Raw genomic sequence first — 12,301 nt, forward strand, 5'->3', positions numbered from 1 at the left:
TGGCGGCTTCGCCTTACCCGGCCTACGAAAGGCAGCAATATCAAACCGTTATGCGGTTGGCTGTAGGCCCGCGCAAGCGCAGCGCCGCCGGGCAATCCCTGAAGATTGCCCTTTGGCTGCAGTTTGAATGCCTTCCCCTCCGGGGAAGGCATTTTTGTTACTGGCCGCGGTAGCCGCCGCCCAGGGCTTTGATCAGGGTAATGTCGGTGCTCAGCCGCTGGGCCTCAATGTCCAGCAGCAACAACTGCTGGGCAAGAACCGCCCGTCGGGCCTCTTCGGCGGCGTAGCGGCTGAGCAGGCCGCGCTGATAATGGGCGCGAGCGCTGTCGGTGGTGGTCTGCGCCGCGGTGACCTTCAGCTGCTGCAGCGCGCGCTGCTGATTCAGGTCGTTAAGCTGGCTGGAGCTGATGGCGACATCGCGAACCGCGTCCAGCACCGCCTGGTTGTACTGTTTGATCAGAATATTGCTGGCGGTGCGCACCGACTGCAGATTGGCGTTCAGACGACCGCCGTCGAAGATCGGCAGATAGAGCCCGGGCAGCAGGTTGATCTGCTGGAAAGAGGACTTAAACAGATCCCCGACGCTCAGGGCGTTATAGCCCCAGAACGCTTTGATATCAAAATGGGGATAGAAGGCCGCTTTCGCCGCGTCGACCTGGCTCAGGGAGGCGGTCACGTACCCGCGCAGCGCCTGCAGGTCCGGGCGGCGGGCCAGCAGCTCGAAAGAGAGCGACGGCGGTAGCGTCTCCTGGAGCGCAGGCAGCGCTACCGGATGGATCGCCGGCATGCTTTGCGCATCGGCGCCGATCAGCGCCCGCAGGGTTTCACGATACTGGGTCAGCATCCCCTCGGCGCTAATGATCTGCTGGCGGGCGGCGAGCTGTTCGGCCTGGGCGTTGGCCACGTCCACGCTATCCTCCACACCGCGTTGGGTCCGGTGCTCGTGGGCCGCCACCGAGAACTGGGCAATGCCCTCCAGCTCCTGCAGCAGCGCGATTTTCTGGAATGTCGCCTGCATGGCGAAATAGAGCTGCGCCACGCTGCTGGCGATGTCGAGCTCAATGCCGGCGGTCTCCGCCAGCCGGGCGTTTTTCTCGCCAATGGCGGCGGCGACCCGGGCGCGATCGGCTCCCCAGAGATCGATATTCAGCTGCGCCCCGACGCCAACGGTGTTCAGCGTATACCACGGACCGTTCTTATCCACCGGCAGGGAGTAGGAGTAGGGCCAGCTAAAGGATTTGTCGGTGATCCGCAGGCGGTTTTGCGCCGCGACGGCGGTAGCCTGCAGGCCCATCGCCGACTGGGCGAGTTCCACCGTAGACTGCGACTGGGAGATGCGCAGCCGGGCGGCCTGCATGGTCGGCGAATTCTGCAGCGCCCGATTGATCAGCATATTGAGCTGAGGGTCATCGTAGGCCTCCCACCAGCGGGCTGCCGGCCAGTTGCTGTTCGCCAGGTGGATCACCTGCGCCAGCTGGGCCTGCTGCGGATTGACGATGGCGACCTGGGCAGGCTCGTCCTGAATCAGCGCGCAGCCGCTGAGCAGCGTCAGCGTCAGGGTAAGGAGAGTGTCGCGCAGCCGCGCGGAGAAAGGAAGGATCATCATGACGTTTTAGCCTGTTGCTCAGTCGCTATCGGTGTCGGGCCCCAGTCGGGCAGGGTGGCCAGCGCGGCGGCCAGCGCCGGGCCAAAGGGGTTAGTCAGGTCGGTGGCCAGCGGTTCGGCAGGGGCCGTTGCCTCCTGTTCGATACGTTCGGCGTAGCGCCGCAGCTGTTCGGCGCAGCGGGCCAGGGTCGGGTCTCCCGGCGCGGCGTTGAGCCGGTACCCTTCGGTGAGGCGGGCGATCTCCTCGGCCCGGGCGAGGGTGGCGCGCATCGGCCAGTTTTTCGCCTGGGGCCAGGGGTGGGCATACGTGCCCAGCGGTTCGGCGCGAACCCGATGGATAAGCGCTTCGCTGTCGGTGAAGGCGACAAACAGAGGGGCCAGCGGCACCGCATCGTGCGGGGCGGCGAGGCAGTCCGCCAGCCGGCGATAGAGTCCGGCGAGGCGCGATTTCAGCTGCGGCGCTTCGCTGTCCGGCCAGAGATATAAATGGACAATGGAGGAGACCAGCACCCCGAGCAGGATACCCAGCACCCGGTCCCGCAGCTCGGTGAGGTTAGTCAGCGGACCAAACCAGCTGAGGAAGGCCAGCGCAAAGGTGAAGCCAATCTGGATCCCGGCGTAGGCGATACGCTCCGAACCGGCGGCAATCCAGGCCGCCAGCGCCAGCACTGGCAGGGACATCGCCAGCAGCCCCGACAGCGAGTCGGTCCAGGGCTGGACAAAAACGATTAACAGCAGCGCCAGCAGAGTGGCGAACAGCGCGCCGCCGATGCGCAGCCACGTCTTTTGCATCGTGGCGCCCAGCCCGGGCTGGGCGACGATCACGCAGCTCAGCATAATGGTATGCAGTCCCTGCCAGTCGGCAGCGGTATAGAAGACATAGCAGATTAGCGTCGCCAGCAGGGTCTTGAGCGCAAAATGGAGATACGCCGGGTTGCGCCAGGCGTCCGGCGCTAGCAGGGGCGGCTTCTCCACCTCGCCCTGTGGCAGAGCAACGGGCTCACCCTGGGCCAGCCGCTGCAGAAGGGCTGCCATCTCCTGCAGAACGGCGCGATTGACGCCGCGGCCGCTGAGCGCCAGGGGAGGAATAGCGCCGTCAAACGGCCCCTCGCTGAGGGCACTCTTCAGCTGCAGCACCGCCTGCGACAGCCGCAGGCGATCGTCGCTATCGGCCTCGTCCGCTTGCAGCAGCGCCGCCAGCTGGTAGCAGCGCAGGGTGGCGGCCAGCCGCGAGCGCCAGGCCTGGGGATCGGCGGCGATCTCCGGCGTCGCCCGGCTGGCCTGGGCGAACAGCGACTGCAGCTGGTTGAACTGCGCGGCGGTCTCGCCGAAGGTCGGTGGCGCTTCAGCGTCCGGGTCTGCCAGCCGGCTGGCGACCTCCTGCAGCATCTCAGCCAGACGCGCCTTAAACTGGTTGCCGGGAAAGGCCTGCTGAAAACAGGCGTTGACCAGCAGAGTGACGAGGATCGCGGTGTTAATCGCCACCCACAGCCAGAGCAGCAGCCGCACCAGGATTTCGCTCTGGCTGGTCATCGACGGGAAGGTTTGGGCGTAAATCACCGCCAGCGCCACCACGAAAAAGGCCAGCCCCAGCTTGCCCAGCACCCGCATCAGATAGATGGCGCAGAAAAAGAGCGCCACGGAGGCCGCCAGGCGGATCAGCGGGTAGTCATAGGTCCACTTGATGATCAGCAGCACGCCGCCGAGCGCCACGCTGACGGTGACAAAAAAGACCACGCTGACTAACTTAATCATCAACACGTTAGGCTGGCTGACGTAGAACACGACGATCAGCGCGACGGCCAGAAAGGGGATCTGCAGGGTCATGAACAGGGTGATGAGCACCGCACAGCTCAGCGTCAGGCGCAGCGTGTAGCTGGCGCGTCCCGGTGCGTCGCGCAGTTCCTGGCGTAAAAAATGGGCGAGAGGAAACATCGCGTCGCCCGGCTACGGCTGCAGCACGGCGCTGGCCGAGGCGCCCATGCGGAACAGTTCCGGATCGGGATCGCTGACGGCGATTTTCACCGGGAAGCGCTGCGAGACGTGGACCCAGTTAATGCTTTTCTGGATCAGCGGCAGGCCTTCGATGACGCTCCCGCCTTCGGGCAGGACGCCGGAGCCGACCGAATCCACCACCCCGTTAAAGGTCCGGTTGTGGTTGGTCATCACGGTGATGCGCGCCGCCACCCCAGGGCGCACGTTGTTCAGGTCGGTTTCGCGGAAGTTAGCGATCACATACCAGCGGTCGTCATCCAGCAGGGTGAATACCGGCTTCAGCGCCGAAGCGTACTGGCCGACGGTGGTTTTCAGCGCCACCACCACGCCGTTGAACGGCGCGCGCACTTCGGTGAATTCCAGATGCAGTTCGGCGAGGGCGATTTGCGCCAGGATCCCGGCGCGTTGCGCCACCATGGCATCCACGCCGGTCACAGCCGCCGAGGCCTGTCTGGCCTGCAGCAGCGTGGCCTCCAGCTCCGCCCGCGCCGCTTTCTCGGCGGTGCGCGCCTGATCGAGATCTTCCTGCGAGGCAAACCCCTGCGGCACCAGCGGCTCAAGGCGGATGCGCGTGGAGGTGGTCTGCTTGACCAGCGCTCTGGCGCGCTCGACGGCGGCCGCCACCGACTGGGCGTTATACTCCTGCGCTTTGATGGTGCGCTGGGTCAGCATAATCTGCGCGTCGAGGGTCGTCAGCCGCGCTTTCGCGTCATCGAGCATCGCCTGATAGGGGCGGGGGTCGATGCGGAACAGCAGATCGCCTTTTTTCACCCGCTGGTTATCGCGAATGGGCATCTCCACGATGCGCCCGCTGACCTCGGGCACCACATCGATGGTATCGGCGTAGACATAGGCGTCATTGGTCTCTGGCGACGTTTGCAACTGCCAGATAACCAGGATCAGTGCCAGGATGGCGGCCAGGACCAGCGCCAGCAGAGGCCATTTCTTGCGTAACAGGGGAGTGCGGGAAGTAGTCATAAGCGATCAGTGAACAAAAAACAGAAACCACAGCAGTGTGGCGAACAGGAACATCAGCGCGACATAGCTGAAGACCAGGGGAGAAAAGCGAGGCTGCCAGCCTTTACGGGTAATCAGGATATGGCAGGGGATCAGTAAAAACGCCCCGCCCAACAAGCAGAAAAACCAGCCGGGGAATGCGGCGCCCAGTACCGGGATCGCTGGTGAGAGTGAGCAGCCGGTCAGCGGCAAGACGAGCAGTAGCCGCGCTGGGCGGGCTATGGTGGCAATATGATTCAATGGAACATCCCTGAGTGCTCTTACCAGTGTGTCATGAGTGTAATCGCCTCGTTGCGGGAATGAAAGTCAACCGTTCGTTGACTGCGGGATCCTTGCGCGCCGGGAGAGGGGGAGGATGCGCCAAATCGCTCTCCTCACGCCCATTACCGACTTGCGCATAGTCAGCCGTCAAGCGGAGGACTATGCTTAGCCTGAAAGTCATAAAACAAGACCGAGGCAATGTCATGGATAAGGAATTACTGGAAGCCGGCTACCGGGCCTACACCGGGGAGAAAATCGACGTCTACTTTAATACGGCGATCTGTCAGCATTCCGGGAACTGCGTGCGCGGCAGCGCGAAGCTGTTCAATCTCAAGCGTAAGCCGTGGATCATCCCGGATGAAGTAGATGTCGCGACGGTGGTGAAGGTGATCGATACCTGCCCGAGCGGCGCGCTGCAATATCGTCATAAATAAGCGAGGAGAAGATGGAAATACTGGAAGGGCACAACAAATTTTATGTTAACGACGCGCAGGGTAACCAGGTCGCGGAGATTGTTTTTGTTCCCACCGGCGAACACCTCAGCATTATCGAACATACCGATGTCGATCCCAGCCTGAAAGGCCAGGGGGTGGGGAAACAGCTGGTGGCGAAGGTGGTGGAAAAAATGCGCCAGGAGCAGCGGAAGATTACTCCTCTCTGCCCGTTTGCCAAACATGAATTCGATAACACCCGTGAATACGACGATATTCGCGCCTGACGTACCGGCACCGGTGTAAACCGGTGCGCTTTTCTCTCGCCAGCGAATCCACGCCTTTAGTCACTCATCGCTTCCCCTCATGCCCGGACAAACGCCGACCGTGAGTTTGCTGATGAACGAGGCGGCTGCCTGTGCGGAAAGCGAGGGGCCAGATGCGGGTGATATTCCACCAGCTTTTTCACCCCCGCCAGCCGCTGAGCGTAGAGCGTTTTCTGGCTCAATCCGAGACGTTGCGACTGCTCGCCTATCGTCTGCCCTTGCAGCAGGGCGAGGAGCGCTTTGAGCTCGGCATGACTTAAACCGGCGGCCCGTTTTCGGTGGATCAGGGCGGCTTCACTGGCAAGGCGTTCAAGCCGCGGCGCGTTCTTCAGCCGATGGATCAGTTGCGCGCAGGGGAGGTCGGCAGGAGCGGCATGGACGTTGCGCAAACGATCCGGATGGCTCACCTGATAAAGCAGCGTTCGCCACAGCCAGATGGCCGGGCTGCGGCTAAGCATCAGCATCGGCAACGGGCGTGATGCCTGGTCGAGCAGCCTGGCCGCCTGGCGCAGTGTGGTGAGCATCCACAGGGGATCGTCAGGAAGAAAGACCACGATCCGCTTCACCGCGGCCAGCTCCCGCAGAGAGACGCCCTCCACCGGCAGCACGACGGGCCGCTTCGCCGCGTTGTGCATCAGCTGGCTCAACCCACGGGCGGCCAGCGAGCAGGGAGAGAGGATGTACTCGGTCATCATTGATAGACAAAGGTAATGCCGATGATCGACTGCACGTTGCCGGCGGTGACCTGGCCTGTGGTCCGGGCGTAGGTCGCCGTCAGGCCGAGATTGACCGGCGAGGTTCCGATGGTGCCCAGTGAGACCGTGCTGTTCGCCGGCACGGCGCTGCCGTTGCGGGTAAGCTGGACGCCTATCCCTTGCGCCGGCGAGGCGGAGGCGGTGTTAGTGAAGATCGCGTTAGCGCTGTCCGCGGTGGCGCCGGAGAGGTAATACCCCAGCTGTTGGCTCTGCGCGCAGTGCACGGTGAGCGGCACGGCCATGGAGCCCGGGTAGTCGGGGAGGGTGACGGTGACATCGCGGGCGGAGACATCGCAGGCGCCGGTGGGGACCACCACGTCGTTATTGGCATAGATATTCCAGATGAACTGGAAGGAGTCGCTATTGTAGTTGTTGGTCTGATGCAGGATCAGCACCGCGATTAACGATCCTGCGGTGATCGCCACCCCGCCGGCGGTGCTGACCGGCGTCAGATACAGGACGGCCGGCCAGGGCTTATCGGTCCGGGAATCGTAAATCATCCGCGCCGTTTCCGTGGTGGTCGGGAAGGGGTAAGAGGTGCCGTTATATTTCACGGTGCCAGAGAAACTTGACAGCACACCGCCATAGGCGGATCCGCGCTGCAGGGTCACGTAGTCAGTGATCGTTTCCGGATAGTCGTTATGGCAAAAAATCTGCGTGGAGAGGTCGACCACCAGGTTTTGCCCGACGTTGACCGCCGGGGTCAGGTTAACGTAGATGTTGGCTGAGCCGCCGCCGATGGGGATCGTCGCGCCGGTGGCTGTTTTGCAGGCGAAGGACCAGGCGTTCATCGACCAGCCCAACAGCAGCAGGGTGGTGAATAAAGGGATAATTTTTTTCATCATGATGCTCTCCTGGCTCAGGCGTAGGTATAGGTCACGTTAATCACCGCCTGAATGGTGCCTTGCGTGGCACCGCCGTTGACCGACAGGGCCCTGACCTGCAACGGGAAGCGGGCGGACTGGCTGGCCTCATCCACCTGTACCGACTGGCTGCTGCCATTGTTCAGCGTGGTGCCATCCTCGCTCTGCAATTCGAGCTGAATATTGCCCGCCGTCCCCTGGTTTTTGTAATAGCCGGTGCTGTCCGCCGTTCCGCTGAAGGTGGCCTTCACCCGTGAGGTACCGACGGGGCAGTTGCTGAGATCCAGCGCCACGCTGTGCCAGGCCGATGCCGAGCCTGCGCCAATCAGGCTGAAGGTGTAGAGATCGCCCAGCTCGACGGTGGCATTGACGGTGGAGACCGTGCAGGGTCTGGCCACCACCTTCCCGTTGACGGTAAGGGTGACGTCGGCCGACCGCAGGGAAGGGCTCGCGGTTAACAGGCCGGCCAGCAGCCAGCCCACGTGGGTCCATTTCATTTCAGCCTCCACTTACTGAAATTCCAGGGTGAATGTTGCTGTCGCATTGACATGCCCGGCGGTGACGGGCACCTGCGTGGCCATCAGACGGGCGTAAAAGTTCAGGATGTTGGTCTGGCCCGGCGTCAGCGTGGTCCAGGCGATGGCTGACGACGGGGCATTGACAGGCAGCCGGGACTGCTGCTGGTCGAGAATGTCCACCCCCATTCCCGCCGCCGCCGAGGCGCCGGCGTCAAGTTTTAACAGGCTGGTATTGACGCTGTCCGCCACGCCGGTGAAGCCGACCTTCACCGCGGTGACGGAAGTGCCGCAGGGCGATAGCACGATACGGAACGGCACCGGCGGGGTCGTCGCCCCGACGGCGTAAAACTGCTTCGCGGCGTTGTCCTGCAAATCGACGGTGAAATCCTTCGACTCTCCGGCCACCGCGCAAGCGTTGTCGCGCACATAGCCGCTGATGGCGATCGTGCTGTCGGCAGCGAAGGCCAGCGGCGCGAACAGAGCGAGCAGGGCGCTCAGCAGAAACTGCGGTGTTCTCATCATCATCTCCTTAGCGACACGCGACGGACAGCTGGCTGAGCGACTGCTGCTGGCTCTCCGGCGGCAGACGATAATCGGCCACGCACTGGGCGTCCGGGGCATCGCCCCATTTCACCCGCACCTTGCCCGCCAGCGGCATCCCGCTCAGGTAGACCTGGCCGTTATCCGCGACGATGCTGCCGCTCTGGTTGCTGTCGCTGGTGGCGAGGGCGCCAAACGGCACCGGTTTGCCGCGATGGGTCAGCGTCATCAGAATCTTCATTCCCACCTGGGCGTTAAAGCTGGCGCGGACGATCGCCCCATGGGTAGGCACCACGCTGACCACTGCATCGTCAAGATCGACATTGTCGGCCAGGGTATTGGTGTCCAGCGCGACCCGGTTTTCGCGATACTCGGTGGCATACGGCAGGACGGCATACCCGCGCCAGTCGGTGCGCACCCCGGTCTGGTTTTCTACCTTCACGCCGCCGGCGCCGGGGGCTTTCACCAGCACTACGGTATCGTTCAGCGGCTGGCTCAGGGTGATGCCGTTGGCGTGCGCCAGCACGCCGCCGCTGACCCCGTAGTAGAGCTGTTTGAAACCATCGCTGCGGCTGTAGCCGACGTTGGCGTTGCCGTAGCCGCCGCGGTAGTTGAGCGCGGTATAGCCGGTGCTCCCGCTGTCGCCGTTGCCGCCGCCCGCATAGCCGGTCTGCACGCTATAGCTGAGGTTATTGTCTTCCAGCAGGGTGCCGTACAGGCCCGCCAGATTGGTCATGCGGCCATTGAGATCGTGCGACAGGCTGTAGCTGGCGCTGGCGTGCCGCCAGACCGAACGGCTATCGGAACGCAGCCAGTGGCTGAAGGGGATATTGACGTTGACCGCCAGCATCTGATCGCGCCCCTGCTGCCAGGCATTTTTCGTCAGGCTGTAGCTTAGCGACCAGTTGATATCGTCTACGGCGGCGTTGAGGCCGGCCTGCAGTTGCTCATCGGCATCGTCGGTGCCCCAGTAGGTCTGGTGGCTGCCGCTCAGATAGAGGGTGGCGGTGCGCCCCAGCTGTTGGGTCACGCTCAGCTGCACCTTACCGCGCTTGCTGTAAGCCAGATTGTAGTAGTCGGTAAATTTGGGTTTCACCTGGATAACCCCGTCCTGGGTTTCCACGCTGTAGCCGCTCATCCGGCGGTAGGTGGTATCGGCAAAGTTATAGTAGCCGCGGGTGGAGTAGCGGTAGCCCACCAGCTGCAGGTTGGTGCCGGTCTCATCCAGTGACTTGTTATAGAGAAAACGCACCGACTGTCCCTGATGCTCGCTGTCGTCAGGCAGGGTGGCGTTGGCCTGGGTGATATCCAGCGATAAGGCGCCGAAATAGCCCATGTTTTTCCCCACCCCGAGGTTAAAGGCGCGATAGCGGTCCGCCAGCTGGGTGCCGCCGTACAGGGTCCAGCCGGCCGGCAGGCCATGCATGGCCGTGCTCTGGAAAAAATCGGGCGTTTCCTGCTGGCTGTTGCCGCTGCGGTACTCCCCGGCGGTGAGGGCGAAGCGGGTATGGCCTTCGCGCTGCAGCACCGGCACCGTTGACCAGGGCACGCTGAAGACCTGGCGGGTGCCATCCGCTTCTTTAATGGTGACCTGCAGATCGCCGCCGTTGCCCGCGGCGTAGAGATCGTCGATGGTAAACGGCCCCGGCGGCACCGTGCTCTGGTAGATTTCGTAGCCGTTTTGTTTGACTGACACCTGCGCGGTGCCGCGGGCGATCCCGTGGATCACCGGCGCGAAGCCTTTCTGGCTGTCCGGCAGCATATTGTCATCCGAGGCCAGCTGCGCGCCGCGGAAGTTGATCCCGTCGAAGACATCGCCGTTGGTGTAGCTATCCCCGAGGGTAAGCCGCGAGCGCAGGGAAATAATGTCCCGCTCAAGCCAGCTGTTGACGTGCTGCCAGCGGTTCTCATTGGATGACGCGCTGCCGCCGCTGCTGTAACTCCAGGTGCTGTTATCGCGCAGGCGCCAGGCGCCGAAATTCAGGCCGCTCTGCAGATTCAGATAGGCGTAACGGCTGTTGCCCCCGGTGGTGTTATGGACGTTGTTGCCGGTGAAGTTATAGTTAACCAGCCCGGCGGTGATGCCGTTATCCCATAGCTCCGGCGGGATATACCCGCGGGCGTGGCTGCCCATAAACGCCTGGGGTACGGTGAGATACAGGCGCTGTTGGCCGACATCGAAGCGGGTGGTGGCTTCGCTGATGAGCGTCGTTAGCGGCACGCAGGCCGTACTGTCCAGGGCCGCCATGCCCGTCACCCGTCCGGTATCCACCCCCATGCTCGCCATCTGGCCGCGGGTCAGGCAGGGCGACAGGCCATTGCCTTGGGCATCGGCCTGGAAAGTGACGTCCCGGGTGGTCATATAGCCGTTATTGAGATAAATATCGACGCGATAGGTGCCCGGCGGGACCTCCTGGCCTTTTTCAAATCCCGACAGGTCTGCCACCGCCGCCGGATCGTCAGCTAAAAAGCGGGGGTTAAAATAGAGGTCCGCCTGCGCGGCGAACGGCTGTGAGCAGAGCCACAGCGTCAGCGCCGGCGTAATCAGGCGCCGGGCGCTTCGGCGACCCCCATGGTCCAGTCCATATTTTCGATGTGACATAATCCCTCCGGTCCGACGTTGCCCGGCTGTCAGTGCTTCTGGTCATGCGCAGCGTGGCCCGCGCGGCGGGGCACACCAGATTTAACGCAGTACGCCATTCATTTTCGGCGTCAGCGCGCCGTAATCGTTAATGGTGCGATAGGTGATGGTGTTGCCGGCATCCGTGGGCAGCTTGACGCTGGTTTTACCCATCGGCGGCACCAGGGCGTTTTCCAGAATGCGCGTTCCGGCGTTCAGTTCGGTCACCGTCAGGTAATAGGGTGTAGGATTCGTCAGCGTTAGCGACGATCCGTTGCGGCTAAAGGTCAGCTTGTCCGCCGCCTGATCCGGGGGCAGGGTCAGTTTTGCCGGTCGGTAGTAGAGCTTGATGCGGCTGATAATCGCCAACTGGAGGGTGTTGTCGCTGAGCTTCGATTTATCCATTGAGGGAATAGCCTTCACGTTCATCCAGAACAGGCTTTCCCGATCCTGCGGCAGCTGGTTATTGGTCGCATCGATAATACGCAGGGTGTTCTCTTTTTTGCCCTGCATGGCAAACAGCGGGGGAGTGATAACAAACCGGCCGTCTCGCTGCCCATCGGCATTTTCCACCCATGACTGAATAAGCCAGGTGCTGTTGTCGTCGTTATTGGTCACCGCCAGCTGGACCTGTTTCTGACCCGCCGGGTAGATGACCCGGGTCGCGCCCAGCGCGACGCCCGCGTGCGCGCTGGCGCTCAACGCGCCGGCGGCGAAAAGCACACATCCCGTCAGTATGCCGCGTATCGTCGTTGCTGTTTTTCTCACATTATCTCCTTGTCTGCTCACGGTGTTGTCCTGCTGGTCTGCGGGTTGATTACTGATAGGTTAATGAGAACCAGGCCTGGGCGTTGGCCGCGCCGCCGGTGACCTGGCGTCCGGTCGCCCGATATTTGGCGACGAAATTTAGCGTCGTCGGTCCGCGGTAGAGCGGCACCCAGCGATCCGGTGGACGATTGAGAGGCAGCTGCTGGCCGTGACTGTCGAACAGCGCGATGCCGATCCCGCTGGCGATCCCCGGGCCTTCACCCACCGACAGCACGTCGGGGTTTTTGCCGTCAGCCACGCCGTGAAATGCCACCCCGACATGCTGGCTGACTGCCGTACTGCAATCCTGTAAATGAATCGTGAAAGGGATCGGGTTGCTGTCTTCGCCCACGTCGTGAAATCGGTTACTGCTGATCTGTCCCAGATTGACCGTCATCTGCCGATCGCCGGCTTCGACGCGGCAGGAACTGGCCATGATCAGGCCCTGAAAGCGCATGCTGCCCCCCGGCAGCGTGACGTTCCACTGATTACCGGCCAGCGCCAGCGGAGGCAGCAGCAGTAGCAGACCCGATTTCATTCCCTGCATCGTTTCACCCCGGTTG

The 12,301-nt window shown here is 62.6% G+C and carries 12 protein-coding genes and 1 pseudogene; 2 read left to right on the forward strand and 11 right to left on the reverse strand.

What is annotated here, in order from left to right:
* Nucleotides 1-157 precede the first annotated feature (157 nt).
* Genes ACLH1I_RS24965 through ACLH1I_RS24980 form a run of 4 tightly spaced genes read right to left on the reverse strand, consistent with a single transcriptional unit; the run spans nucleotide 158 to nucleotide 4,857 of the window.
* Complete coding sequence (locus ACLH1I_RS24965) at nucleotides 158-1,606, reverse strand: MdtP family multidrug efflux transporter outer membrane subunit (RefSeq protein WP_048325651.1); 1,449 nt, start codon at nucleotides 1,604-1,606, stop codon at nucleotides 158-160.
* Nucleotides 1,603-3,540: a multidrug efflux transporter permease subunit MdtO gene (gene mdtO, locus ACLH1I_RS24970; RefSeq protein WP_151629023.1), complete on the reverse strand. Its 1,938-nt coding sequence runs from the start codon at nucleotides 3,538-3,540 to the stop codon at nucleotides 1,603-1,605. The genes ACLH1I_RS24965 and mdtO overlap by 4 nt, the downstream gene beginning before the upstream one ends.
* Before the next feature lie 12 nt (nucleotides 3,541-3,552).
* Nucleotides 3,553-4,578, reverse strand: coding sequence for a multidrug transporter subunit MdtN (gene mdtN, locus ACLH1I_RS24975; protein WP_023319101.1), 1,026 nt, complete (start codon nucleotides 4,576-4,578; stop codon nucleotides 3,553-3,555).
* A 6-nt stretch (nucleotides 4,579-4,584) separates the two neighbouring features.
* Complete coding sequence (locus ACLH1I_RS24980; protein WP_004205353.1) at nucleotides 4,585-4,857, reverse strand: YtcA family lipoprotein; 273 nt, start codon at nucleotides 4,855-4,857, stop codon at nucleotides 4,585-4,587.
* Between the two features lie 224 nt (nucleotides 4,858-5,081).
* Between ACLH1I_RS24980 and yjdI the strand changes: the two genes are divergently transcribed.
* Together yjdI and ACLH1I_RS24990 are read left to right on the forward strand one after the other, a co-directional pair.
* On the forward strand, nucleotides 5,082-5,312 hold the full coding sequence (gene yjdI, locus ACLH1I_RS24985) for a 4Fe-4S mono-cluster protein YjdI (protein ID WP_004205354.1): 231 nt from the start codon (nucleotides 5,082-5,084) through the stop codon (nucleotides 5,310-5,312).
* An 11-nt stretch (nucleotides 5,313-5,323) separates the two neighbouring features.
* Complete coding sequence (locus ACLH1I_RS24990) at nucleotides 5,324-5,596, forward strand: GNAT family N-acetyltransferase (protein WP_411302948.1); 273 nt, start codon at nucleotides 5,324-5,326, stop codon at nucleotides 5,594-5,596.
* Nucleotides 5,597-5,685: 89 nt separating this feature from the next.
* On the opposite strand, the pseudogene ACLH1I_RS24995 reads toward ACLH1I_RS24990, so the two are convergent.
* The 7 genes and pseudogenes from ACLH1I_RS24995 to ACLH1I_RS25025 all read right to left on the reverse strand — a co-directional run.
* Nucleotides 5,686-6,330: pseudogene (locus ACLH1I_RS24995) on the reverse strand (fimbrial protein); the annotation flags it as partial.
* Nucleotides 6,327-7,232 (reverse strand): fimbrial protein, encoded by a 906-nt coding sequence (locus ACLH1I_RS25000; protein ID WP_198080229.1) that lies wholly within the window; start codon nucleotides 7,230-7,232, stop codon nucleotides 6,327-6,329. The pseudogene ACLH1I_RS24995 and the gene ACLH1I_RS25000, both read right to left, overlap by 4 nt.
* 17 nt (nucleotides 7,233-7,249) lie before the next feature.
* Nucleotides 7,250-7,735, reverse strand: a complete 486-nt coding sequence (locus ACLH1I_RS25005) for a fimbrial protein (RefSeq protein ID WP_072500825.1) — start codon at nucleotides 7,733-7,735, stop codon at nucleotides 7,250-7,252.
* 27 nt (nucleotides 7,736-7,762) lie between these two features.
* Nucleotides 7,763-8,290 carry a fimbrial protein gene (locus ACLH1I_RS25010; protein ID WP_004205358.1) on the reverse strand — a complete coding sequence of 176 codons (528 nt, stop codon included), beginning with the start codon at nucleotides 8,288-8,290 and terminating at the stop codon, nucleotides 7,763-7,765.
* Between the two features lie 10 nt (nucleotides 8,291-8,300).
* Nucleotides 8,301-10,913, reverse strand: coding sequence for a fimbrial biogenesis usher protein (locus tag ACLH1I_RS25015; RefSeq protein ID WP_151629025.1), 2,613 nt, complete (start codon nucleotides 10,911-10,913; stop codon nucleotides 8,301-8,303).
* 81 nt (nucleotides 10,914-10,994) lie between these two features.
* Complete coding sequence (locus ACLH1I_RS25020) at nucleotides 10,995-11,678, reverse strand: fimbria/pilus periplasmic chaperone (protein WP_371334904.1); 684 nt, start codon at nucleotides 11,676-11,678, stop codon at nucleotides 10,995-10,997.
* A gap of 70 nt (nucleotides 11,679-11,748) precedes the next feature.
* The gene (locus tag ACLH1I_RS25025; RefSeq protein WP_004205362.1) at nucleotides 11,749-12,285 is read right to left on the reverse strand and encodes a fimbrial protein; all 537 of its coding nucleotides are present in this window, start codon (nucleotides 12,283-12,285) and stop codon (nucleotides 11,749-11,751) included.
* Nucleotides 12,286-12,301: the final 16 nt, after the last annotated feature.

It is taken from the genome of Klebsiella sp. 1SOBk10mer, assembly GCF_046602535.1.
Taxonomy (GTDB): Bacteria; Pseudomonadota; Gammaproteobacteria; order Enterobacterales; family Enterobacteriaceae; genus Klebsiella; species Klebsiella quasipneumoniae.